The organism is Collibacillus ludicampi, from assembly GCF_023705585.1.
Taxonomy (GTDB): Bacteria; Bacillota; Bacilli; order Tumebacillales; family BOQE01; genus Collibacillus; species Collibacillus ludicampi.
The window spans coordinates 3097725-3123109 of sequence record NZ_BOQE01000001.1 but is presented as its reverse complement, the minus strand read 5'-3'; the positions used below and the strand labels follow the sequence as shown (position 1 = coordinate 3123109).

Annotated in this window: 17 protein-coding genes; 6 read left to right on the top strand and 11 right to left on the bottom strand. The window is 49.5% G+C overall.

The genetic code is table 11. The features are described from left to right. Window positions 1–139 precede the first annotated feature (139 nt). The 5 genes from DNHGIG_RS15785 to DNHGIG_RS15765 are packed head-to-tail and all read left to right on the top strand — an operon-like array spanning window position 140 to window position 3717. Window positions 140–1171: an ABC transporter ATP-binding protein gene (locus DNHGIG_RS15785; protein WP_282200486.1), complete on the top strand. Its 1032-nt coding sequence runs from the start codon at window positions 140–142 to the stop codon at window positions 1169–1171. Continuing rightward, window positions 1149–1949 carry an ABC transporter permease gene (locus tag DNHGIG_RS15780; RefSeq protein WP_282200485.1) on the top strand — a complete coding sequence of 267 codons (801 nt, stop codon included), beginning with the start codon at window positions 1149–1151 and terminating at the stop codon, window positions 1947–1949. The genes DNHGIG_RS15785 and DNHGIG_RS15780 overlap by 23 nt, the downstream gene beginning before the upstream one ends. A 4-nt stretch (window positions 1950–1953) precedes the next feature. After that, window positions 1954–2760: an ABC transporter permease gene (locus DNHGIG_RS15775; RefSeq protein ID WP_282200484.1), complete on the top strand. Its 807-nt coding sequence runs from the start codon at window positions 1954–1956 to the stop codon at window positions 2758–2760. Window positions 2761–2805: 45 nt separating this feature from the next. Beyond that, window positions 2806–2967, top strand: a complete 162-nt coding sequence (locus tag DNHGIG_RS15770; protein ID WP_282200483.1) for a hypothetical protein — start codon at window positions 2806–2808, stop codon at window positions 2965–2967. A gap of 6 nt (window positions 2968–2973) precedes the next feature. Next, window positions 2974–3717, top strand: a complete 744-nt coding sequence (locus DNHGIG_RS15765) for an alpha/beta hydrolase (protein WP_282200482.1) — start codon at window positions 2974–2976, stop codon at window positions 3715–3717. Window positions 3718–3728: 11 nt separating this feature from the next. Here the strand turns inward: DNHGIG_RS15765 and DNHGIG_RS15760 are convergent, their stop codons facing one another. Further along, window positions 3729–5390, bottom strand: coding sequence for a DUF2254 family protein (locus DNHGIG_RS15760; RefSeq protein WP_282200481.1), 1662 nt, complete (start codon window positions 5388–5390; stop codon window positions 3729–3731). 151 nt (window positions 5391–5541) lie between these two features. On the opposite strand from DNHGIG_RS15760, the gene DNHGIG_RS15755 reads away from it, so the two are divergent. Next, window positions 5542–7407 (top strand): S8 family serine peptidase, encoded by a 1866-nt coding sequence (locus DNHGIG_RS15755; RefSeq protein WP_282200480.1) that lies wholly within the window; start codon window positions 5542–5544, stop codon window positions 7405–7407. 134 nt (window positions 7408–7541) lie between these two features. Here the strand turns inward: DNHGIG_RS15755 and DNHGIG_RS15750 are convergent, their stop codons facing one another. The 10 genes from DNHGIG_RS15750 to uraA all read right to left on the bottom strand — a co-directional run bounded on the left by DNHGIG_RS15750 (window position 7542) and on the right by uraA (window position 25295). Next, window positions 7542–11222, bottom strand: a complete 3681-nt coding sequence (locus tag DNHGIG_RS15750; protein WP_282200479.1) for a UvrD-helicase domain-containing protein — start codon at window positions 11220–11222, stop codon at window positions 7542–7544. A 40-nt stretch (window positions 11223–11262) separates the two neighbouring features. Then, complete coding sequence (locus tag DNHGIG_RS15745) at window positions 11263–14463, bottom strand: PD-(D/E)XK nuclease family protein (RefSeq protein WP_282200478.1); 3201 nt, start codon at window positions 14461–14463, stop codon at window positions 11263–11265. A gap of 194 nt (window positions 14464–14657) precedes the next feature. After that, window positions 14658–15341, bottom strand: a complete 684-nt coding sequence (locus DNHGIG_RS15740; protein WP_282200477.1) for a Crp/Fnr family transcriptional regulator — start codon at window positions 15339–15341, stop codon at window positions 14658–14660. 104 nt (window positions 15342–15445) lie between these two features. Next, window positions 15446–16051, bottom strand: coding sequence for an orotate phosphoribosyltransferase (gene pyrE, locus DNHGIG_RS15735; protein WP_282201452.1), 606 nt, complete (start codon window positions 16049–16051; stop codon window positions 15446–15448). Between the two features lie 98 nt (window positions 16052–16149). After that, complete coding sequence (pyrF, locus tag DNHGIG_RS15730; protein ID WP_282200476.1) at window positions 16150–16869, bottom strand: orotidine-5'-phosphate decarboxylase; 720 nt, start codon at window positions 16867–16869, stop codon at window positions 16150–16152. 82 nt (window positions 16870–16951) lie between these two features. After that, the gene (carB, locus tag DNHGIG_RS15725) at window positions 16952–20140 is read right to left on the bottom strand and encodes a carbamoyl-phosphate synthase large subunit (RefSeq protein ID WP_282200475.1); all 3189 of its coding nucleotides are present in this window, start codon (window positions 20138–20140) and stop codon (window positions 16952–16954) included. Between the two features lie 14 nt (window positions 20141–20154). After that, window positions 20155–21222, bottom strand: coding sequence for a carbamoyl phosphate synthase small subunit (locus DNHGIG_RS15720; protein WP_282200474.1), 1068 nt, complete (start codon window positions 21220–21222; stop codon window positions 20155–20157). A 20-nt stretch (window positions 21223–21242) separates the two neighbouring features. Continuing rightward, on the bottom strand, window positions 21243–22517 hold the full coding sequence (gene pyrC, locus DNHGIG_RS15715; RefSeq protein ID WP_282200473.1) for a dihydroorotase: 1275 nt from the start codon (window positions 22515–22517) through the stop codon (window positions 21243–21245). A 128-nt stretch (window positions 22518–22645) separates the two neighbouring features. Continuing rightward, window positions 22646–23599, bottom strand: coding sequence for an aspartate carbamoyltransferase (gene pyrB / locus DNHGIG_RS15710; protein WP_282200472.1), 954 nt, complete (start codon window positions 23597–23599; stop codon window positions 22646–22648). Window positions 23600–24086: 487 nt separating this feature from the next. Then, a complete protein-coding gene (uraA, locus tag DNHGIG_RS15705; RefSeq protein ID WP_282200471.1) occupies window positions 24087–25295 on the bottom strand; it encodes a uracil permease in 1209 nt (402 codons plus the stop codon). Between the last annotated feature and the right edge of the window lie 90 nt (window positions 25296–25385).

Sequence of the window (25385 nt, the reverse complement as noted above, 5' to 3'; positions counted from 1 at the left end):
GAACGTCTGACGCGACACGGGACAATCAACAGCTTACCCATATGGTTCATTTCCTATCCTCTCTGAAAAAAGATCCATTCCATTATGGAGACAATCATGTATAGTAGATAGTAGACTTTATGAAGGAAAGGAATTTCTTATGGAACATGTGATCGAAGTCCGTGAATTACGCAAAGAATTTAAACGATTGATCCCGAAGGAAGGATTCCTGTCTTCGATTCGCAATCTGTGGAATACAAACTATACCGTACATACGGCGGTCGATAATATCAGCTTTCAAGTAAAGAAGGGTGAGCTCGTTGGCTATATCGGACCGAACGGTGCCGGCAAATCGACATCGATCAAGATGCTCACCGGGATTCTGGTACCGACATCCGGTGAAGTGAAAGTGGCAGGCAGGGTGCCCTATCTGGAACGAAAAGAACATGCGAAAAATATCGGAGTGGTCTTTGGACAAAAAACGCAACTTTGGTGGGACATTCCTGTCATTGAAAGTTTTCGCGTGTTAAAGACGATCTACAAGATCCCGCCCACCGTGTATAAGAAAAATCTCGATCTGTTTCGCGAACTGCTTGATCTTCACGAGTTCGAACATCAACCGGTTCGTCAATTGTCTCTCGGGCAACGCATGCGGGCCGATCTGGCGGCTGCGCTTTTACATGATCCACAAATCTTATTTCTCGACGAACCGACGATCGGCGTCGACGTACTGGCCAAGGAACGTTTGCGTGCATTTATCCGGGAAATCAATCGGGAACGGGGCGTTACCGTCTTACTTACCACTCACGACATGACCGATATCGAGAAACTGTGTAACCGCATGATGATTATCGATGGAGGACGCATTTTGTACGACGGCTCGATTGACGATTTGAAGAAAAGGTTTGGAGGCGAGCGCACCCTGATCGTCGAGCTGGATGAAGGACAACTTGCGCAGCCGCTCGACCTTCCGCACGCACGGATCACCCGGCAAGAAGGCAGACGGATGTGGCTGGCTTTCGACAAAGACCTCGTCACGGCATCCGAGTTGATGTTGCAAATCGCGCAACACCATACGATTCGCGATGTCACAGTCGAAGAACCGGAAATCGAAGCGATCGTTCGGCAAATCTACGAACAGGGGTTGAATGAGAAGGAGGAACGCGAACGTGTCGCTGTTTTGGACATTTAGCCGTCAAGCGTTTTTTAAGATTTCCGCCTATCGGGCGAATTTTTGGACGGAGATGTTCACTCTATTCGTGCAGATTTTTGTCGTAAAAACATTATGGAGCGTATTGTACAAACAAGCGCCCTCCATCTTCGGTAACATCTCATTGTCACAGATGATCACATATGGAGTGATCAGTATCGTTATGGGGATCGTATTATCGACCGATGAGGGACCGCATCAATATATCACCACACAGGTGAAAACAGGGATGATTGCAAACGATCTGTTGAAGCCGATCAGTTTTCCTGCACATATGCTGTTGCGTTCTACAGGGGATACGATCGCTCGCACCATTTTCTACGTTCTGCCGCCTCTGGTGGTAGCCTATCTGATTCTCGATCTGCAGATTCCGGCAAGTATTCAACAGGCGGCTCTGTTTTTGCTGAGTCTTATTTTATCGTACTTGGTTCTCTTCTTCTGCAATTTTTTGTTCGGACTGATCGTGTTTAAGACACAAGATCTCATCGGTTTCATGTTTACCTACTGGGCGCTCTTGCGTTTTCTTTCCGGTCAATTGGTACCGATCTGGCTATATCCCGATTGGCTGAAGTCGCTTGTGTACGCATTGCCTTTTCAAGCGATCTTCTATACCCCGCTCGCGATCTATATCGGAAAGGTAAACGGTGCCGCAATCGTACAGGCGATCAGCATACAAGCGCTCTGGGTCGTAGCGTTGTATCTTCTCTCCCTGTGGGTATGGAGCCGAGTGCATCGCTACCTGACTGTGCAAGGAGGGTGAACGCATGCGTGATGCGATGAATACCTACTTGGCAATGCTCCGAGCAGCCATCCTATGTCGTCTCGAATACCGTGCTGATTTTCTCATGGGAATTCTCGGGGTATTTATCCTGAACGGAGCGACGCTTGGAACCACATGGATCCTGTTGCAACGTTTTCAAACCATTCACGGATGGACATTCTGGCAAATCGTTTTCCTCTATAATCTCTGGCTTTTGGGTCACAGCATCCGTGCGATCTTTTTTCGACAGGTCAGCCTCCTGGAAGAATATATCGTGCAGGGAACGTTTGACCAGTTTCTTACCAAACCCGCGTCCCCGCTGATTCAATTTCTGGGACGGGAAGTTCATTATTTGGGTGTGGGAGATATGTTGTTGTCATCGACGATGCTCACACTGGCATACAACCATTTGGGGCTTCACTGGAGCCCCTGGATGTTTCCCTGGTTTGTTGTCGTCGTGCTTTCATCGGCCACAGTGGAAGTCACGCTTGTACTCACGCTTTCCTGCATGGCTTTCTTCACGACCCGTTCGCGGGCATTCGTGAATGCGGCCACACAGTTTAGTTTTAACCTTGTACAACAGTACCCGTTGGATATGTTTGGCCGCTCCATCCGCGCGATCGTCACGTTTATTTTGCCATTTGCTTTTATGAACTATTATCCGAGCCTGTTTTTGCTCGGGAAGACCGGTGAAGTCGGGGTTCATCCGTTTCTCCCGTTCGCGTCCCCGTTTGTAGCAGTTCTCTTGGTCATCCTTGCAGGTTTTGTCTGGCGGTTAAGCATCAAACGATATACAAGCACCGGTTCGTAACGTACCCTTAGGGTAATAAAGAGAAGTGAGTTTCACGAAGCACTGGTGCAAAAAGAAATCTTACCAAACCGCCCAGTCGCAAGCGGCGCCATCAGCGGCGTACCGAACGACTTGAAAGGAAAACATAGAGAGCAACAGCAAAAAGCTATTGAACATCTCGTCAAATGCTTGCATGAACTTGCACCGGAAAAACTCGAAAAGGAGTAGAAATCCATGACCAATGATACACAAATACTCACGGGTAAAACCGAAAAACTGGCGATTACTAGCCGCTTCCTCGGTGAAACACGGCAAGTCAAGATTTATCTCCCGCACACTTATTCTCCCTTATACTCGTATCCCGTACTGTATGCGAACGACGGAAGCGACTATATGTCTTTGGGACGCATGCTGACATTGCTTAATAAACGTTTCACACCGCAAAAGGCTACCCCGTTCCTCGTCGTCTTCGTCCCGGTTGATAAAAACATCCGAACGGAAGAATACAGTCCAACCGGCGAACGAAATGAGGCGTATATCCGTTTTTTCGCTGAAGAACTCGTCCCCATGATCGACGAAAAGTATTCGACGATTCCTTTGGCATCTGCCAGAGGCATCATCGGTTCTTCGTTGGGTGCAACGGCAGCGCTACATACGTATTTACAGTATCCGCGCATGTTTCAAATTCTGTTGTTACAATCGGGAGCCTTCCTCGAATCTTCACTGCAAGCGGTAAGGAATCGGGAATCCCATCATGGGCTTCATTGTCACCAGATGGTCGGTCTCAAGGAAACCGCTTTTCAGATGAGCAATGGGACGATTCTCAATTTCGTGGATGCAAACCGCAAAATGAAAGATTTGTTGCAAAGCAAAGGAGCGCAAGTCGAATACAGCGAATATGATGGCGATCACACGTGGGGAACGTGGCAGCAAGATCTCCCTCACGCACTCGATTACTTTTGCAAACATTCTTCTTGATGGGAGTGGAATCACTCCCATCCTTTTTTTTCTCCCTGATGTTCCGTTTGTAAAAATTGTTCGAGCGGTTTTCCGTCAAACAGGTCATACCATGCCTTCCTGTTACGGATCGCTGATGAGGATAAATCAAGCGCTTTTCGATCATCCTCTTGATGTGCCGCGGCATAACGATGGTAAGCGTCCCAGAGGACGTATAACTCGGACAGATAACGTTCCGGTTCGTGAAAATCAAAAAAAGCGCGCACTTGCATGCGCTCCTCTTGCAGTTCGCGCAAGACCGTTTGATCAGGCGGAAAATATTTGCCGATCGCCCTTATTAAAATCGTCACCATTTCCTTTCGATTCAAGTACAAAGCCGAGGCTCCAAGTAATGTGTACAGATATAAAAAAGGATAGACGCGCATGCGGTTCTCACGGTGCGGCAACATTTCTTCACGCAACCATGTCGTGATGCGCACAATCTCTTTCGCTTCCGATTTCATGAGTAACAAACGGGATAACTTCATATATTCGTGTAACAATTCACGGATAAGCGTTTTCGGATAGGCGGGCCCATTTTTTTCAATGATGGTTGCCAATAACTCGCCAAACATTTTGGAGACGATCTGTTTGGCTACCAGTTCATTGCCGAACACCTCCGTTTTGAGAATCTGTTGCCCGATTCTGCGAAGAGTACGGAAAGATCGCAAGACGAACTTGTGCAGCTGTTCTTCCCCTTGTTCCCGCTTCACAATTTCACACGTCATTTGGAATGTCTGCTCAATGACTCGCTCAATCAAACTATGCTGTTTCTCTCCAATCAGATTGTTCATGATGATCCATTCGTACGCTTCAAGGATCATACCCGCCGCTTTGAGCGAACCTGTTTCCGCATAACGTTCTCCGATATCGAAAAACTCATCAAGGATTGCGCTTGAAATCGAGGTCTCCCGTTCTTTAAAGGCGATACTGGCAATTCCGAGCAGCAAATGAACGATCTTGCGGTGATACCAGAGAACCGCGTCGGATTCTGCAGTCGGCATGCGCGTTTGATGCATCATCTGCGCCAAATATTCGACACTCACGATGGCTGTCGATGCATCCATGTCGGAGAGGCAACGTTTTCCGATATCCGCAATCTGTTCCATCTTATCGACAGCCTCATCGTAACGGCTGTGACGATAGGCAACCATATATTCACGCGCGATCGCCCTTACGATCGTTTCCGGATTGAGCAGTTTCATGATCGCAAACATATACACGAGCAACGCGAGAAAACAAAAGATCAATAAAAAAAGGTCGGCGCTCATCGCCTGATCGAGCCAAAAAGGCAGGGGATCATAAGCAAAATCACGAACTTTCGAGAGGACATAAATCGAGTGAAAAATCGTTAGCAGATAAAACGAAAGCAAGGATGCGTTGTACGGAAGGCGGATAAAAAAATCGAGCACACGATGACTATATTTACTTGCCGTCAGCTGGATGGCGACCATGACGAGCGAGATACACAGTGCGAGAATCGTGGAGAGCGTTCCGGCGATCGTATTCAGATAGTTTCGTGCCGTCTCTGTGTCTCCCGAGAAAACCGGGGGTGCCCATACAAGAATCGCTACAATCAAAATCCAGGAGAACAATAAATGGAAGATGATACCGGCGGATACGGGCGCATGTTTGAAGTTTGCCTTGAAACTCATATCCGGTAACCCCCACATCGCTGGCATGTACAAATTTAGTATGTCTGAAATACCTTATGAATACCCACCGCATTTTCCCTGAGTCAAGGGGAGTTCACCGTGGAAGACTGTCCATAAATCGATCATTTCATTTCGACTGGAGGGGGCATGTATGCGTAACCGCATATGGGTTGCCGGAGCTCTCGTCTCCGTTCTCGCATTAACCACTCTCCTGACGCCGCGCCCGATCACACCTGACTCCAAAAGGCCCTTTATCACGACAAACCGAACGCCTGGCGGACCTGGAGCACATGAGCAAAAACAAAGGGCGCTGACCAACCAACAGATTGCCGCGCAAGATCTTGCGCGAACGACCGCTTTATGCGTCAGGGACTGTCGCCATTCATTGCAGACACTGGCCAATCGATTGCAACACACAACCGATCCGGCTATGCGCATTCAACTGTTTCGTCAGGCGATGAAAGAACATCCGCAATTTCTTTCCGTGCGCCTGACTCATTTCTCTCCACCATCCGTCTTGGCTGAAGGAGACACGAAAAATGAGAAAGCGGCAAGAGAAGCGGTAGAACAGGTCAAACAAACGCAAGCATTCTATCTTTCCGATCTTTACGAAACGCAAAACGTCAAGGGAACACCTCAACTCATCATGACGATGGGAGTGCCGATCTTCATCCATTCAAAAATTGCGGGGGTGTTAACAGCCGATACCAGCGTGGAATACATCCGCGACGTGACGCGAAAAGTCGATCACGAGATGGGTACGCGTACCATCCTGCACAACCATGACGGTTCGACTGTACGAATGCATGAAAAAGCGCATGCTTCAGCGATCGAAGATCATCCGTCACGTGTGCAAGCGGCGGTAGACGGATCCCGTTGGAAAGTGTCCAGTGCTCCCAAAGACGCGAAAGAGATGAAACCACGTTTGAAGCATCATGAAGTGGTTGTTCGTTTTGCAAGACCTCTCACTTCCGCCGAAGAACAAAAAATCCGTACGGATATTCAAGGGATTTGCGTGAGGAAGAATACTCGCAATTCCTGTGTGTTTCGTTCCGATACGAAAACGGTGGATGAACTTGTCGCCTATTTTAAATCACATCCATCCGTTCAACATGTTGAGCCGAACATCCTTTATCACCCAAATGAATTACCCAACGATATTTTGTACCAAAGGTACCAATGGAATCTGCCGATGATTCATACGGATTCCGCTTGGAGGGAAACGACGGGAAACCCGCATGTGGTCATCGCTGTGGTCGATACGGGTGTTGACTTGAACCACCCGGAATTCCAAGGACAATTAGTGCCAGGATACAATATTGTCGATCAGAACGATAATCCACAGGACGATAACGGACACGGTACACACGTAGCCGGGATCATCGCAGCGCGTACGAATAACGTTGAAGGGATCGCCGGAATCGATTGGCATTCGAAAATCATGCCGGTGAAAACGATGGGGGCGGACGGTTCGGGCTCTGTCTTCGATATCGCCGACGGCATCATTTGGGCTGTCGATCACGGTGCTCAGGTCATCAACCTTTCCCTTGGGGAATACGAAGATTCCGCATATTTGCATGATGCGATCCGCTATGCCAAAGACAAAAATGTAGTCGTCGTCTCCGCTATGGGCAATGATAATACCAATAAACCGAGTTATCCGGCCGCTTATCCGGAAGTATTAGCCGTATGTGCAACCGATGAGAATGGAAATCGTGCCGATTTCTCCAATTATGGACCGAATGCTGGAATTTCCGCACCCGGTGTTTCGATCGCCAGCACATATCCCGATCACCGCTACGCGGCTCTTTCGGGAACATCGATGGCATCTCCGCATATCGCCGGTGTTGCAGGTCTGATACGAGCCATAAACCCCAATTTATCGGCCGATCAAGTTGTCGACATTTTGAAACGAACAGCCACAGATATTGGAGCACCTGGCAAAGATCCTTACTTTGGCTCCGGGCTCGTCAATGTCCAATCGGCGATCGACACAGCGAAGAATTTTAAACCATAATAAAAAAGCCAACGCGGCAGCACCCCAGCTGCCGCAAGTATTATAAACAAACACCGCTAAGTGATGGCAGGTTTCTGAAGGTAAACATGCGTGAACCATGATGTGAGAGAAAAAGCTCTTCTCCAGTGAAGAGCTTAAAGGTTTACGTATTCCACATGGGGCCTATATGGAGTTGAATCCTCTTCTGCCGCTTTGCAAACCGCGCGATATGTGCAGCTTTTGCAATGAGGGCCCGGTTTTGTCGGATGATCCTGCAAGTTCTTGCTGTTTTTCATCGCTTGCAGCAAACGTTCCGTCTCCAAAAGCGCCTCTTCCATCCACTGCGAATCGACGCGTTTTTCGTATTGATCGCCCCAATCGAGAAAATGCAGAGCTACTTTATCCGGTTGCCGTCCCATGATAACCTCAGCAGCGAGAGCGTAGATACGGAGCTGTGGCATATATAGTTTCACTTTGATAAAAAAATCTCTCTTTTCCCGTAAACGGTTGGTCTTGAAATCAATCACCGTTAACGTGCCGTCTTCATGTACTGACAATCGGTCGATGATACCTTCCACCAGATATCCGTTCAATGGGAGAGTGAAACGCACCTCATTCAACCACTTCGCTACTGCCGCTTTTCGATAATGATCGCTTTGTACATATTGGTTTATCCAGCGCTTCACATCGGGGAAGAGATACGGAATATAAAGTGCATCAACGTCCAATTGACGTACAGCCTCATGGATCGCTGTTTCGATTTCCTTCTCGCTTGCCGCCAATGGATGATGCTCGCTGGGCGCACGCAAGATTTCGATCACTTTATGAGCGACCATTCCGCGCAGAGCAGGTGACAAAGAGACTGCGAGCGGACCGACAACATCGCGATCTTCACCGTTCGCCGAAACGGCATCCTCCCATTCTGTCATCGCTTCGCGGTCATCTTCATCTGTGCCTCCGTATTCCCACCGTGGCATCTGTAACACATACGCGAGATAATATTGTCGCGGACAGGTAGAATACGTCATGATCGCTGAGACGGAGAGTGGAACGGGCGCTTCTCCTTCCGAAACAAAAGGTTCGATCCCTGCACATTCCTCCGGAACCACCGAATCCTTTGGTTCATACAACTCCTTTTCAAAAAGGTCCCTCATTATTGAATAACCAATCGTTTCGTCCGACGGTCGGCCTTTCCCGTCATACTCCAGCACACGAATCACAAACGGCTGTCCCGAGAGTTCAACGTTCCATACGCCTCTATCCCGGTCGATTCCGGAAATGTCCATAACTGCATCAAACCATTCGCTCCACTTTCGGTACTCAAGAATATCACGCCGTTCTTTCTCTTTCGCTTCCTCGGGCATCAGCGTGAATATGAAGCGTTCTTTCGCCCTCGTTACCGCCACATAAAGCACCCGCACCGATTCTTCCTGTTCGAGGCGGTGATTGATCTGTTTGAGATCCAAATGGCGCAAAGGCATTTTTTTCTCGTCCTCATCCACAATACAAGACGTAATCCCCCGAAAACGATCAAAATAAAAAAGGGAGGTGTCATGTTTCGGTACACGTGAAAGATCGGGCAGAATGACGACCGGAAACTCCAAACCTTTTGACTGGTGAATCGTCATCAATTGAACCGAATCGCTGTCAGGAGTCTCGATCGCCGCTTCCGTTTCGCGTACTTCCTCCTCTGTCAAAAGTTCCACCCGTTCGAGAAACTCCAGTAAGGAAGATGAACTCTGTACGCGAAAACTACGGGCAAAATCGAGAAACTTGTCCAAATTGGCGCAAGACTGCCTGCCATCAGGTGTCGTTAAAAGGATCGCCCGGATCCCGCTCCCTTCGATCAACTCCCGGATGAGATGATCGACTGGAACACGCCCGGCCTGTTTTTGCAAAGGCAAAAACCAGGAGCAGAAAACGTTCATTTTCTCGCGATCTGTTTCCGAGAGTCCGGAAATATCCTTCCACGTTTCTACTTCGTACAGATTCACGCCTGCTTGTGCAAGCAAAAACAAAGCATCATCCGACAGACCCACATACGGTGAACGCAACATCCCCGCCCAAGCGATCCGGTTGGATCGATCGGTCAACCAAGTCAAAACATGCACGAGATCGCGAATCTCCTGCTTCTGATAAAAACCCCGTCCCCCAACGACATAAAACGGAATGGCCGCTTCAGCCAGTGCTCTTTCATACAATTTGACATTTGACATCGAGCGAAACAGAATCGTGATATCACCGAAGCGGTATCCTTCCTGCAGCAAGTCATGTATGCGCCGAGCGATCCAACGCGCCTCAATGGTTCTGTATTCCTCCCCTTCTTCTCGCTCGTCTTTTTGAGGAATGAGTAAACATTCAACAGGTGTATCCCCTCTTGCCATCTTCCCTTTTGCCACGGCAGGACGGTAATAATTAGGAGATGATGGATCTCCCGCCAGGATTTTCGTGAAAAAACCATTGACAAATTCAATCAATCGGGGATCCGAGCGAAAATTGTTTACAAGCGGGGCGATGCGTCCATCCATTTCTTCGATCTCTTTTTGCATTTCGGAAAAAATGGTCACATCGGCACCGCGAAAGCGATAGATCGACTGTTTCGGATCGCCGACGATAAAGAGCGATCCCTTGGGAATTTCGTTTTCCCTTTCTACTAACAGACGAATCAATCGTTTCTGCAAATCGTTCGTGTCCTGAAACTCGTCTACCATCAAAAAATCGATCTGTGCCTGTACTTTTCGTCGGACTTCTTCATGTCGTTCCAACAATTGAAGCGCACGGATTTGCAATTCGTCAAAATCGATCCCTCCCGCTTCCCGCTTGGCCCGACTGTATCGTTTTTCCGTTTCTGTTAACAGATCCAAAAGACTGTGAAGTGATTCACGTTCAAAGGCATGATAGCAAAACGCTTGCAGCCGTTCCTGAAGTGGGAGGAGTACGTGATCTTTGAAATCATTTTTTGCTTTCGTCAGTTCAGGATTTCTCCCCCATGATTTCTTGACGAAGACACACAATGCATCGAGTACTTCCATCAACCGCTCGACATCCTTCGCGGATGAACGGATGTGTTTGCGCCATGTCTCCCACAGCGAACGGAACTCTTGACTGGTTTTCGTTGATACGGGATAGTCAGCCAATCCATCACCGGCTACCAACAGTTCCTCCACCCTCGCGGCAAGAAACGTTTGCATCTCCTGTTTCGCCGATTCCCAATCCATCCAAGTTCTGTCTCTCACCTCATCAAGCGACAGACCGCTTCCCGCAATCACTTGATAAAGCGATGTCACTTCGTTCACGATGCGCGGATATCCAAATGCGACAACCATTTTCTTCATCGCATGATCGCGCATGATTCGATTCTGAATGGCCTCTTCAACCGCCTCTTTCAGCAGCCAGGCACTTTCCGTGTCATCGAGGACGGAGAAACGGGGGTCAATCCCAGCTTCCACCGGGTACTCCCGCAAGAGGCGGGCACAAAAGGAATGAAATGTTGAAATGGATGCACGGTACAGGTCATTCAATGCCTTTTGCCATTTGACGAGTGTTTGAAAATCCCCTTTTTCGTGGAAATGCTTGATTTTTTCTTCGATTCCCCGCCGCACACGCTCTCTCATTTCCAAAGCCGCTTTCTCCGTAAACGTAATCGCGATGATCGTCTCCAGAACATTCTCGCGTCCTCTAGGATTTTCCTCCACAATTTGCAAAAAACGTTCGACCAAGACACGCGTTTTTCCCGCGCCCGCACCCGCCGGGACGATCGTGTTGACATGCAGCGAATCGACCGTCAACTTCTGCTCAGGAGTCAACGAGGACACTTGAGTATCGAGGGTGATCATACCGGTTCCTCCTCACGCATCACTTTGAAAATCATGTGTATCAATCATTCCGTGTCTGCAATCGTTCTTCAGAAAAGCGGCACACATGACGGAACCTGCAATAGGAAGGACATTCGATCGCGGGAACAACAGCAAAATTCCCCTGCATGGCGAGTTGCAGCGTATTAGCAATCCGTTGCTCTATGGTTTTCATGACATCTTCCCACTCGCTCTGCTCGATCTTGCTAGAGACACTATGATGAATCCCTAACTCTTTCAATGACTCCTTCCGCCAAAATCCTTGGTTGCGATCATTTTGCGTGAAATACGCGGCCCCCTGTGCCTTGGCCAAGTCAAAACCGAATCCCTTCTCCAAAACCCAGAGATAGAGAGGCAATTGGATATAGATCCCTTCTCTCACTTGCTGCGAAACAGGGGCCGTCCCTTTTTTGTAGTCGTATACTACAAAATGTCCGTCCGGCGATGTATCCACACGGTCGATCTTCCCTCGCATACGGATCGTCTGATCGCCAAAGGTCAAAGAAATGGACTCTTTTCGGGAACGTTCGTCCGCATTCTCCACGTCCACAGGCATGCCGAATGAAATCTCCAGCAAGTCCGGGGACAGTCCCATCCGTTCGCTTTCACGCCTCTTCCATTCCACATCAAAAAAACGCCTTAACTGTAAAAGCAAACGCTCTTCATCGATCTGCCACAACACGGGGTTCCGTCTCTGCAGCGCATGTGTTTCCCGGTATTTGTTGATCTCCATTTTCGCGCGAGCAAGCAATTCTTGCAACAGGGATTCTTTCTCATGCGTTTGCCAAACGATTCCCTTTTTCTCCCGCATGAAGCGAAATAAAATCATATGCAGCAGATTCCCCTGTTCCATCGGAGACATCGCGTCATCCTCTTCTTCCCAGGAAGAGAGATGAAGGAGACGTTCCGCAAAAAAGGCAAAGCGGCATTGCATCAATGTTTCCAGCTGAGATGCGCTCCATACATGATGCGCGAACATCTCCTGAACCCTTTGCTTCACATGAGCTGACTGCAAGACGCCGTCGAACGCTCCAAACTCCCTGCCTCTCCTCTCCCACTCGACTTGGATGCGCGGGTAGAGATTTCGGAGTCGTTCTCTCAACGGACGATACCTGAAGAGTGCCAAGGTAGGTTGATCCGGACAGGAAGAAATATCAGCGATCACCTTTTCCGTGAATCTTTCCATCGTTACGCATTCCCCATAACTCTGCGGTACAACGTCAGATATCGCGATCGAGTGAAACTTCACGCTCTCTTTGTCAAAGAGCCGCAGAACCTCCTCGACAAACGTGGAACGTAACCGTTCTTTTCCGTTGCTTCCTGTTGACGGGTAGGAGAGAATCAACTTTTCTCGTGCGGAAGCCGCTGTCATATAAAAGCGGTAACTCTGTCCATTATAAAGATCGCGTGACGACCATAGCCGGATATGGGCTTGTTCTAGATCGTACCGTTCTTCATCCGGCAAAAGCCAATCGTTTTTTACTGCGCGGGGGAACTCCCCTTCCAACATCCCGATGGCAAACACGGCACGCCACATTTGTCCGCGGATATGGTTCGGATGAACGATATGCACACCGCCTTTGACCCCCGATTGATAGGCAAACTCTTTGTTCTCGCAAGAGAGCTGCAAGCGTCGAACATATTCCGACAAGGGAATCTCTTTGTCCGCTTCACCCGCCATCGCCGCAAGATTCCCGATCTCATCCATGACTTCATGAAGAGCGACCAATGCTTTCATATCACGCGTAACCAGTAAAAATGCGCGTTCGTCCTCATCTTCCAACAGTCGGCGGAACCCTTGATGAAAACCCCCAAGCTCCTCGAGGTTTCGTATCATAACGGCAAACTGATCGACTGTCGCTGCTTCGGGGATCTGTTCGAGCAATTGGTAGAGCCATAATCCCTGTGAGAAGAGCTGTCGAATCCGCTTCTCTTCTTCCAAATTTCCTGAATCCAGATGGGATTTGATTAACTGCTCAACGCGTATTTGCCACTCTTCCGCAGACGAAGGCTTTCCGAGTGCACGATAGATTTCAAGCAGCTCGCCCGATTTTTCGCCCCATGGAAAGTATGGGCTCAGCCACATATGAGTGAAATCTTTGGGATGTTCGATACGTACACGAAGAAATTGTAGTACACTCTGAATTAGCGTGTTTTCGTTCAACCTCTGTTTTTTCGCGAAAAACAGGGGGATTCCTGCCCTTTCCATGACGGATAAAAGTACATCCTCATACTCTTCCATATTGGCAACAACGATCCCGATTTCCTGCAGTGAATATCCTTGTTCCCGCACGAATGTTTTGATACGGGCCGCAACCGCTTCCACTTCACGCAGACGGCTCGATGATTCAACGATTTCAACAGATTTTCCGTTCCTTTGTTGAACGGAGAAATCGGGTACATAAAATCGATCAATGAGAAATTGCAGGTCGGCCGTTCGTAAACTCTGCACTTGTACATTCCTCTCGTTTTCAACATCGAAACCGATCGATTGCAAAATATCAATCGTTCGGTGCGCTTCCGTAAACACATGTTTTCTCGTCCCGTCATATTCAACGTGAAAATAGATCTCGACTCCCCGTTCAGCCAATACCTGTAAAGCATGGGCTTGCAATTGATTCAAATCGTAAAAATGTTCGAGAACCACCCGCTTGGGTACATCCTGAACGTGATTTTCGGTATTTTTTAACCAGTCGATCATCTCAAGATACTCTTCTTCATGATCAACCAGCCCCATGGCAGCCAAAAGCTCTTGGTAGGTCGAAAAAATCATGAAAAGCTCTTTCTGTTTTTGTGTCCCGTTCGACCATAGTTCCCGTAACTGTTCGACCGTCACGGCGGCGCGTTTCATTTCGCCGATCCACTCTTCGATCGCGCGCAACCAACCGGTATGTGTCAGCGAATCGCGAAAATAAGAAAAAGGCTGCTTCTTTGCGGCACGCTCAACCGCCATGAGGACTGTCAATTTCTGTTGTTCCGATGTAAGTAACGTTTTACTGCTCCGGGCCAGACTGCGGACAAACCTGTCAAATGTACGTACATCGACCCTTTTTTGCAAATCAGTAGATTCTTGTGCCAAGCGACGGAGCGCTCGCGGTACAAGTTTTTGGGAAGGGAGAACGTAGGCGACATGTCCCTCATTAGCAAAGCGAATGACATCCTCCAGTACGACGCCGAAAGCAGCACTCCCTGGCCGGTGCAGTACGATGACCCCTCTTTTCATGTTCGCCCACCTCTTTCATGTTTTTTAGAATCCCATTTGGCGCATGAGGGAGCTAAAGGTAGGCGTAATGCTTTGCACAGAGACTTTGAGATCGTCTCGCGGATCTCCGCGGAACGTGCCAAAGCACACGCCCGGCCGGATCGTGATTAACTCAAAGTAACCAAAAAGCCTTCCCACTGAAGGAGAAGGCTCAATCACATACTCGCAAGCGATTGTTGATCAAGTAAAAGAATGTGACGTTTGATCACGTCGATATAACCTGCCGATTTAAACTCATTTAATATTTTACTCGTCGTTTCACGCGTTGAACCAATCAGGCTCGCTATATCTTCATGGGTAAGCTTGATACCGATCTGAACAGCTCCGCTTTCTGTACGCTTGCCGTGAATATCCGCCAATTTGAGAAGGAGCCGGGCCAGACGCGTCTGTACATCATAGAAGACGAGATTCTCCATCTGTTCTTGCGCTTCTGCCAAACGCTGTTCGACGATCTGAGCCAGTTTCAGGGACATGCGCGGGTTTTGCGCCGCAATCGTCTCAAAATCGCGTTTATCAATCATACAGATATGTGCGTCATCGAGCGCTTCGGCAAAATTACGCCGCGGTTCGTCGCCAAAGATGGCATTCTCACCAAATATGTCTCCCGGTTCTAAAATGACCAGGGTAAAATGCTTCCCCGTTTCTGAGAGGCGCGAGATTCTCACCCGGCCTTTTTTCAACATATAGACCGCATCGCTTGGGGAATCAGGGGTAAAGATGTACTCTCTCTTCGGAACGATCGTCGCTTGGCTTCGTTTTCCAAGCAACTCAAGTTCCGCTTGATTGAGATCTTTAAAGAGCTCGTATTCATGCAACGCGCAGATTGTACAATCCTCCACCTTTCACCCTCCCCTGCTAACCGCATCAAACGTATACAAAGTATACGATATCATGCGGAAGCCGAACCGGCAAGCGGTGAGAATGACGATCTTGAAAGACGAAATCACTTCCAGGCATATCCTTCCGGATTTTCCTTCCATTCACGGAGTACCGCGAGTTCCTCTTCGTTAATAAAACCTTCTTCGCGCGCAACATCAATCAACGTGCTATAATTTGTCAATGTAAAACACGGAACACGCATTTCTGCAAATGATCGTATCGCTCGATCGAATTCGTAATGATAAATGGCAACGACCCCCGCTACATCTGCACCTGCCTCGCGTACCGCTTCCACAGCTTTTAAGGAAGAGCCTCCCGTGGAGATCGTGTCTTCAAATACGACCACTCGCGCCCCTTCGGAAATGATCCCTTCGATCCGATTTTCTTTCCCATGTCCTTTGGCTTTTTCACGTACATATGCCATCGGAAGCATCATTTTCTGTGCCACAAACGCGGCATGGGGAATGCCGGCGGTCGCCGTTCCGGCCAAGACGTCCACAGCCCCGAATTGTTCCGTAATGATTTTCTGGAAACCGTTAGCGATCGTATCGCGGATATACGGATAAGAGATTGTAAGTCTGTTATCACAGTAAATGGGAGATTTGATTCCCGATGTCCAAGTGAAAGGTTCCTTAGGCCGCAAGGTGACAGCGCCGATCTGTAACAACATCTTGGCTATCGTGTATTGTATCAATGAGGTCGTCTCCTTTCTATGGTAAAGTTTTCTGGATGAACGTTTGCTCAGTGGATTCGCCTGTTCCTGTACTTTCAGTCTTGGATCTCTTCCAAGATACGGAGAGCAGCCGATTTGGGATCACTTGCTGCGGTAATCGCCCTGCCGATGACCAGATAATGGGCACCCGCTTCGAGAGCGCGACGGGGCGTCATCACGCGCACCTGATCGTTTTTCTCTGCCCATATCGGGCGAATTCCCGGGATTACTGTGACGAAATCATCGCCGCATGCCTCTCGTATCGCCGTGACCTCATGTCCGGATGCAACCACTCCGTCAAGCCCTGCCTCTTTCGCAAGTTTCGCGTAACGGATGACCGCCTCCTCGACCGTTCCGGTGATGCCGATTTCCTCATTCAACACTTGTTGAGAAGTGGAAGTCAATTGTGTAACTCCGATAACGAGAGGAATTTGTTTTCCGCATTCCTTCGCCCTCTTTTCTGCCGCTTGTTTGGCGCGGCGCATCATCTCAACTCCGCCCGCCACATGGACATTAAACATGGCGACACCTTGACGGGTCATCGTATCGGCCGCACAGGCGACCGTATTGGGGATGTCATGAAACTTCAAGTCTGCAAATATGCGGCACCCTTCCGCATGCAAGCGCGAAACCAGTTCAGGACCCACCAGATTATATAATTGCATCCCGACTTTGTACGAACGAAACGTATCACCCAAGCGATCCACAAGTCTCAACGCGTCATCCATGTTGTCCATGTCGAGAGCTATATAAATTCGTTCTTGTATGTTCTTCATCACGCTCGATCCCCCTCAGGCCTATCGCTCTGCTCGAACAAGTATCATGCAAAAATTGCCCCGGCCCAAACGCCGGGGAGGATTATTTCTTCATAGCGCCAAGTGGAACGGTCTTAAATTTGATGGTTTCCAGCACATCGAGAATCGATTTTGCCGTATCCAATGACGTGAGACAAGGAATGCCGTGTTCGACGGCTTCGCGGCGGATCCGGAAACCGTCCCGCTGCGGTTCTTTCCCTTTTGTCAGCGTATTGATGACCATATGAATCTTACCGGAGCGCACTCGGTCAATCAGATTCGGCGAGCCTTCCGAGAGTTTCTTCACTTTTTCAACAGGAGTCCCGTATGTGCTCAAGAACGCAGCCGTTCCCTCCGTAGCAGCGAGCTTAAATCCCAGCTCGGCGAAACGACGGAGGATCGGTAGTGCTTCTTCTTTATCTTTGTCCGCAATCGTCGCAATGATCGTACCATGTTCCTGAATGCGGATTCCGGCTGAAAGCAAACCTTTATACAATGCTTTTGCAAACGTGCGATCCGAACCCATCACTTCACCTGTCGATTTCATTTCCGGACCGAGCGTTACATCCACTCGGCGCAATTTCGCAAAGGAGAATACGGGTACTTTTACTGCAACCATGTCCGTTTCCGGCCAGAGTCCATTTTCGTAACCCATTTCTTTTAATTTCTTGCCTAGGATCACTCTCGTAGCTACATCGACCATTGGAACTCCCGTCACCTTGGACAAAAACGGTATGGTACGGGATGAACGAGGGTTCACTTCCAACACGTACGCTTCGTCTTGATGAACGACAAACTGGATGTTTACCATTCCTTTAATCTTAAGCGCGCGGGCGATTCTGACCGTGTATTCGACGATCTTCTCTTTAATAGCTGAGGAGATCGATTGAGGCGGATAAACGGCGATGGAATCACCGGAATGAACCCCAGCGCGCTCAATGTGTTCCATGATACCCGGTATCAGTACGGTTTCCCCGTCAGCGATCGCGTCTACTTCCACTTCCTTACCCACCAGATAACGGTCGATGAGAACCGGATGTTCTTGGTTGATTTGAACCGCATGTTGCATGTAGTGCAACAGATCCTGTTCGTTATAAACGATCTCCATCGCTCGTCCGCCAAGCACGTACGACGGACGAACGAGCACGGGGAAGCCGAGGTTTTTGGCCACTTCGAGCGCGTCTTTTACCGTGAAAACCGTGTGTCCTTTCGGACGCGGAATATCCAACTCCGACAAAAGTTGGTCAAACTTCTCGCGATCTTCCGCGCGATCGATATCTTCAAGTGATGTACCGAGAATGCGTACCCCGCGTTTGGCGAGCGGTTCCGCTAGGTTGATCGCCGTCTGACCGCCAAACTGAACGATAACCCCTTCCGGACGCTCTTTTTCGATCACGTTCATGACATCTTCCACATGCAACGGCTCAAAATAGAGTCGATCGGACGTATTGAAATCGGTCGAGACGGTTTCCGGGTTATTGTTAATGATGATCGATTCGTATCCCTCTTCTTTTAATGCCCAGACCGCATGTACGGAACAGTAGTCGAACTCGATCCCTTGACCAATGCGGATGGGGCCGGATCCGAGCACCAAGATTCCCGGTTTGTCTGAAGTTTTCACTTCATCTTCCATCTCATACGTTGAGTAATAATACGGGGTTGCCGCCGAGAATTCAGCCGCACAAGTATCGACCATTTTATATACTGGGCGTAAATCGAGTCCTTGACGACGTGCATAAACCTCTTCTTCCGACACGCCCGCATAATGTGCGATCGTTCGGTCTGTTAAACCAAGGCGTTTCGCTTCCCGGATCTTGTCCTCGTCCAATCCTTGAGCGAGGCTTTGCGCGAAACGGACGATTCCTTCGATCTTTTCGAGGAAAAAGCGGTCGATTTTTGATAGATCGTGGAGCGTTTCCATCGTCCATCCTCTTTTGAAGGCTTCTGCCAGCAAGAAAAGCCGCTCGTCATCCGCGCGCATGATTCGTTGTTTCAGCACATCATCCGGAATTTCATTCGCCCCTTTGAGGTCAAGAAATTCCATGCCGATCTCGAGCGAACGTACCGCTTTCAGCAATGACGCTTCGAAAGATCGCTCGATGGCCATCACTTCACCGGTCGCTTTCATTTGTGTGCCCAATTCTCGTTTGGCGTTGACGAATTTGTCAAACGGCCAGCGCGGAATCTTCGTGACCACGTAATCGAGAGCCGGTTCGAAACATGCGTATGTTTTTCCGGTCACAGGATTGATAATCTCGTCGAGAGTGTAACCGATCGCCACTTTTGTCGCCACTTTCGCGATCGGATAACCGGTCGCTTTGGAAGCGAGTGCGGATGAACGGCTGACCCTCGGATTTACTTCGATGACGTAATAGTTGAAGGAATGCGGATCCAAAGCGAACTGTACGTTACATCCACCCTGTATGCCTAGCGCACGGATGATCTTTAATGACGCGCTGCGTAACATCTGGTATTCATGATCCGATAACGTTTGTGACGGCGCGACAACAATCGAATCTCCCGTGTGAATGCCTACGGGGTCGATATTTTCCATGTTACAAATCACGATACAGTTATCGTTCTTATCGCGCATCACTTCATATTCGATCTCTTTGTATCCGGCAATCGACCGTTCCACGAGTACTTGATGGATCGGGGACAATTGTAACCCCAGTTCGACAATTTCTTTGTATTCTTCCCAATTCGTGGCGATGCCTCCGCCCGTTCCTCCTAACGTATAAGCGGGACGAATGATAATCGGAAATCCGATTTTCTTGGCAAATTCCTCTGCCTCCGGCCAATTATTGACGATCTCGCTCTCCGGTACCGGTTCGCCAATTTCCTTACACAACGCACGGAACAGTTCACGATCCTCTGCCCTCTGGATCGATTGGAGAGGGGTACCTAACAGTTCCACACCTTCTTCTTCAAGAACACCCATATCCGATAGTTGTACAGCCAGATTGAGACCCGTTTGTCCCCCTAACGTTCCCAGAAGCCCATCGGGCCGTTCCTGGCGGATGACCTGCGCAACGAATTCGGGAGTCAGCGGTTCGATGTAAATTCGATCCGCGATATCAGGGTCTGTCATGATCGTAGCCGGGTTGGAATTGATCAATACCACTTCGATTCCTTCTTCGCGCAATGCCTGGCAGGCTTGCGTGCCGGCATAGTCGAATTCCGCCGCTTGACCGATGATGATTGGACCCGATCCGATAACGACTATTTTTTTCAATTCTTCACGACGTGGCATCCGTTCGTCCCCTCCTATTGGTTGTTCATAAAGTCCACAAACTGGTCAAAAAGATAATCCGAATCATCGGGTCCTGGACGTGCCTCCGGGTGATATTGTACGGAAAAAACAGGATACATTTTGTGGCGAACCCCTTCGACCGTTCCGTCATTTTGGTTGATATGTGTCAAGAGAAGATCCGTGCCTTCCAACGATTCTTTTGTCACGTAATACCCATGGTTTTGCGACGTTAAATATACCCGTCCACTCGTTACATCCTTCACCGGATGGTTGGCACCGCGATGGCCGAACGGCAGTTTCTCCGTCTTTGCGCCGCATGCGAGCGAAATCAATTGGTGACCAAGGCAGATGCCAAAAATGGGAACCTTTCCGATCAACTTGCGAACCGTTTCGATGATCTCCGGAACGTCGGCAGGATCGCCCGGTCCGTTTGACAGCATCACCCCGTGCGGCTGCCACGACAAAACCTCTTCGGCAGACGTATAAGCGGGAACAATCGTCACATCACAGCCGCGTTTCAGAAGCGAACGAACCGTTCCCGATTTCGTACCGAAGTCCATTAACACGACGCGTTTTCCTTCACCGGGACAGCGATAGATGGCCGGTGTCGTGACTTGCTTCACCTGATCGCGACGAGGCTCCCATGCTCGTACTCTCGCGTGCAGTTCCTCGTCGGAAGCTTCGCTCGTCGTGATCAATCCGCGCATTGTTCCATGTTCACGAATCCGTTTCGTCAACGCGCGCGTATCGATTCCCTCGATTCCCATAATCCCGTAACGTTCGAGATATTCATGAATCGTCCCCATGTTGCGCCAATTGGAAGGGTATTTTGCCGCTTCTCTGACGATAAAACCGCGTACCTGCGGACGGGTGGATTCGATATCGTCCACGTTCACCCCGTAATTGCCGATTAACGGATATGTCATTGTGACGATTTGCCCACAATAGGATGGGTCTGTCAATACTTCTTGATAACCGGTCATTCCCGTGTTAAAAACCACTTCACCAAAGGATTCGCCGGAGGCACCGAACGCTTTTCCTGCAAAAATAGAGCCGTCTTCCAATATGAGTCTCGCATTCATCGACATCTATCCCTCCTGTCTTACGCGCGGTAAGTGATTGTACCCGCTGTGATCGTTAGAATCGGCCAACCTTTGACTTTCATTCCCTTAAACGGTGTATTGCGGCCTTTCGAAGCAAACGTATTCGGATCAATCACATTTTCTTGCGAAAGATCGAGTATCGTGATATCAGCAGGGTTGCCTTCCGCGAGCGTACCTCCCGGCAAACCGAATACCTTCGCAGGACTCGTCGTAAATTTTTCAACCAGTTGTGCCAAACTCATCTTCCCTGTCTCTACGAGATGGGTATAGAGAAGGGGGAAAGCGAACTCCAGTCCGACGAATCCGAAGGGAGCCGTTTGAAACGGTTTCGCCTTTTCTTCTTTCGTATGCGGCGCATGGTCTGTTGCGATCATGTCGATCGTCCCGTCAAGCAAAGCTTCCAAACAAGCGATTCGATCGCGTTCGGTGCGTAACGGAGGATTCACTTTCCAATTTGCGTCTGTCCCGTCGATCTGTTCATCCGTCAAGAGCAAATGATGGGGCGTTACTTCCGCAGTCACTCGGATTCCTTGGCTTTTCGCGAAACGAACCATTTCCACGGCATCCGCATCGGAGATGTGACATACATGCAAATGAGCGCCCGTTTGCTTAGCCAGCAAGATGTCGCGAGCCACGTGCACCGATTCGGCCGTGCCTGGGATTCCGGGTAGACCGAGTCTCCGCGAGACTTCCCCTTCGTTCATGCATCCGTTTCCTGCGAGACTCTCATCTTCTGCATGTATGACGATTGGCAAACCGAGTTCTGCCGCCTGTTCCATCGCTCGACGCATCACGGCCGCTTCTTGAACACCCACACCGTCATCCGTAAAACCGACGACACCTGCCTCTTTCAATGCGTGCATGTCTGTCAGTTCTTCACCAAGCTCCCCTTTTGTAATCGCACCATATGCAAAGACGCGGCAGTTTCCTTCTTTAACGGCCGAATCGTACACAAATTGGATCATTTCTTTTGAATCGAGCACAGGCCGAGTATTCGGCATGCAGACGACCGTACTATAGCCCCCTCGCGCCGCCGCTTTCGTACCCGTTGCGATCGTCTCTTTATATTCAAATCCGGGGGTGCGCAGGTGAACGTGCACATCGATGAAACCGGGAACGATCAAATGGCCGTTTACAGCGATACACTCATGCCCGACCGGATCGATGGTTTCGGCGATTCGCTGGATCCTATCGTCTTCCAGAAGCACATCGCGCCTCACTTTTTCTCCTGTCCTTTGATCCAACAGATATCCTCCCGTCAACAACAATCCCATAGTTGTTCCTCCCATGTTACTTTGAGCACAGACAAGGATAAGATGCCCGCCCAAAGTCAAATTTTATCTTTGCGCCCCGCCACACGAGCGAGGCGATTGACTCTTTCGTGGTACCGCATCAGCGGCTTCTAGTAGCGTGCTGCCGTCTGAATCGCTGTTATGTCACGTTTCCCCAAAGCGTGCGCCAAAAGCGCCATGCGGATATACACGCCGTTTTTCGCTTGGCGGAAGTAAGCGGCTCTCGGATCAGCATCGACTTCCGGCAAAATCTCACCCGCCCTGGGAAGGGGATGCATAATGATTGCCCGCTCATTCATTTTATCCAGCAATTCGTAATCTACCGTATAATGGCCGGCCGCCTTCTCATATTCTGCACGATTTGGAAATCTCTCTTTCTGAATGCGCGTTTGATACAACACATCCACTTTCCCTGCCACTTCATGCAAGCGGTCATTCTCGTAAAAACGAACCCCTTTTTGCTGCAAAAATTCTTTTACCTTACCTGGAATCGGCACATTCGGTGGTGAAACGAAGTAGATTGTCACATCATTGTAATTCGCGAGCAAGAAACACAACGAATGAACCGTTCTTCCGTACGTTAGATCGCCGACCATGGCAATAGACGTACCATCCACAATTCCCCGTTCTTTGCGGATGGTATAGATGTCAAGCAGTGCTTGCGTCGGGTGTTCGCCCGCTCCATCCCCCGCATTGATCACAGGTACTTCCGCAACGGCAGCCGCCCTTTCTGCCGCACCTACTTCATAGTGGCGCATGACGATCACATCCGCATATCCGGAGATTACGCGGATGGTATCTTCCAGCGTTTCCCCTTTGATCGCTGAGGAAAACTGGGAAGCATTCTCCGTAGAGATCACCTGCCCCCCTAGGCGGCACATCGCCGACTCAAAGGAAAAACGCGTGCGTGTCGAAGGCTCGAAGAACAAGGACGCCATAATTTTCCCCGAAAGCAGTTGGCTGCCCCCGTTCCTTTCAATCGCTTCCATTTCATCCGCGAGATAAAACAACGTTTCTAACTCCGAGCGGGCAAATTGTTTCGCTCCAACAATATGACGGATCATCGTTAACATCCTTTCGTTGCTTGTTTCTGCTTGATCATTTGCGCTTGGATGGATGTATCGCTTTGCGCTCATGCTGCGTGAAGGTCGTCATTGCGGGCATATGCTTGGCGTTCATGCTCCGTGGAGGTCGTTTCAGCGGGTATATGCATTGCGCTTATGCTCCGTGAAGGTCGTCTCGCATGGAATCATAATCATATGTTGCGAGACGACCTTTAAAGTCGCTATTACGCGCAATGCATATACCCTTTTACATCCGAAAGGAAGCGAGACGATCTTCAAAGTCGCTGTCACACGCAAAGCATAACGCTCCTCCTGAGAAACTATTCACACTTCTGCAGGCATCGCTTGCTGCAGGGAGAGTATGAAAAAACTCCCTGCTAGTAAGGCAGGGAGTTCGCACCGAAGCTCTCTCGTCTTCAACGCTCATCCACATAACCTTACTTGTCTCACGGGACCAGCTTAAAGGTCACGGATGGAGAATCATTCTTTATGAAAATTTTTTAGGCAAAATGAGGTTTAACAGGATTCCCGCGAAAGTCGCGAGCGCCATTCCGCCGATTTCGAGCCCGCCAATGTGTATCACAGCACCGCCAACCCCGAGTACCATGATGACACTGGAGATGGTCAGATTACGCTTTTGGCTGAAATCGATACCGGCGTCCACTAACATACGGAGCCCTTGGGAAGCGATGATCCCAAAGAGAAGGATGGAAATTCCGCCCATCACGGGAACCGGTATCGACGAGACGAGCGCATTCAATTTGCCGATGAAGGCAAACAGTATCGCGATACACGCCGCCCCACCGATCACCCACACGGAATACACGCGCGTGATCGCCATGACGCCGATATTCTCACCGTAAGTGGTAGCAGGAGGCCCACCGATGAGTCCAGCGACGGTTGTTGCCACACCGTCTCCGAGAATAGAGCGGTGCAATCCCGGATCTTTGGTCAAAGGACGCCCCACGATCGATTCCGTAACGAGCAAATGCCCGATATGTTCCGCGATCGTGACCAAGGCGACAGGAGCGATCGTCCAAGCTCCCAGTGACGAGAACTTGGGGAACGTGAAAGCCGGAACCGTAAACCATGCTGCCTCCGATACTTTCGTAAGATCGACCGCGCCCGTCATCCATGCAAACAGATAACCGCCTACAATACCGAGAAGGATCGGAATGACTCCAAGAAAACCGCGAAATAGTGTTGATGCTATTACGGCGATCCCCAGAGAAACGAATGCGATCAGCATATTTTTCTTCGCCATATCGATAGCCGTCGCGGCAAGTCCCAAGCCGATTACGATCACGATAGATCCCACGACAACGGGGGGCAAGAGTCTGTTCAACCACCCGACACCATATTGGGCGATAATCGCCGCGATGAGAACATAAACGATCCCCGAAAGCATTGCACCAAACATGGCCGCCCCCGAACCTTCCGCCTTCGAAACGGCGATAATCGGTGCGATGAAGGCAAAAGAAGAACCTAAATATGCGGGTATTTTCCCTTTGGTAAGAAAGATATAGATCAACGTTCCAATGCCGCCCGTAAGCAGTGCGACCGACGGGTTCAATCCGGTCAGAAAGGGAACGAGGACTGTCGAACCGAACATCGCAAACAAATGTTGTAAAGATAAAGGGAGTGATTTTCCAAAGGATAATCTTTCAGACACATCGATGACTTTCTGGTTTTCCAATGTTCATAAACCTCCTTAAATGACACCTTTAGGCACAAAAACACCCTCCGCACAGACGTGAGGAGGGCTGGTTTTCACAGCGTCAACTCT

Bases quoted from the DNA above. Each gene is read 5' to 3' on its own strand.
- DNHGIG_RS15785 (WP_282200486.1), top strand. From the start codon at position 140: ATGGAACATGTGATCGAAGTCCGTGAATTACGCAAAGAATTTAAACGA.
- DNHGIG_RS15775 (WP_282200484.1), top strand. From the start codon at position 1,954: ATGCGTGATGCGATGAATACCTACTTGGCAATGCTCCGAGCAGCCATC.
- DNHGIG_RS15765 (WP_282200482.1), top strand. From the start codon at position 2,974: ATGACCAATGATACACAAATACTCACGGGTAAAACCGAAAAACTGGCG.
- DNHGIG_RS15760 (WP_282200481.1), bottom strand. From the start codon at position 5,390: ATGAGTTTCAAGGCAAACTTCAAACATGCGCCCGTATCCGCCGGTATC.
- DNHGIG_RS15755 (WP_282200480.1), top strand. From the start codon at position 5,542: ATGCGTAACCGCATATGGGTTGCCGGAGCTCTCGTCTCCGTTCTCGCA.
- DNHGIG_RS15750 (WP_282200479.1), bottom strand. From the start codon at position 11,222: ATGATCACCCTCGATACTCAAGTGTCCTCGTTGACTCCTGAGCAGAAG.
- DNHGIG_RS15745 (WP_282200478.1), bottom strand. From the start codon at position 14,463: ATGAAAAGAGGGGTCATCGTACTGCACCGGCCAGGGAGTGCTGCTTTC.
- pyrE (WP_282201452.1), bottom strand. From the start codon at position 16,051: ATGTTGTTACAGATCGGCGCTGTCACCTTGCGGCCTAAGGAACCTTTC.
- pyrF (WP_282200476.1), bottom strand. From the start codon at position 16,869: ATGAAGAACATACAAGAACGAATTTATATAGCTCTCGACATGGACAAC.
- carB (WP_282200475.1), bottom strand. From the start codon at position 20,140: ATGCCACGTCGTGAAGAATTGAAAAAAATAGTCGTTATCGGATCGGGT.
- DNHGIG_RS15720 (WP_282200474.1), bottom strand. From the start codon at position 21,222: ATGAATGCGAGACTCATATTGGAAGACGGCTCTATTTTTGCAGGAAAA.
- pyrC (WP_282200473.1), bottom strand. From the start codon at position 22,517: ATGGGATTGTTGTTGACGGGAGGATATCTGTTGGATCAAAGGACAGGA.
- pyrB (WP_282200472.1), bottom strand. From the start codon at position 23,599: ATGATCCGTCATATTGTTGGAGCGAAACAATTTGCCCGCTCGGAGTTA.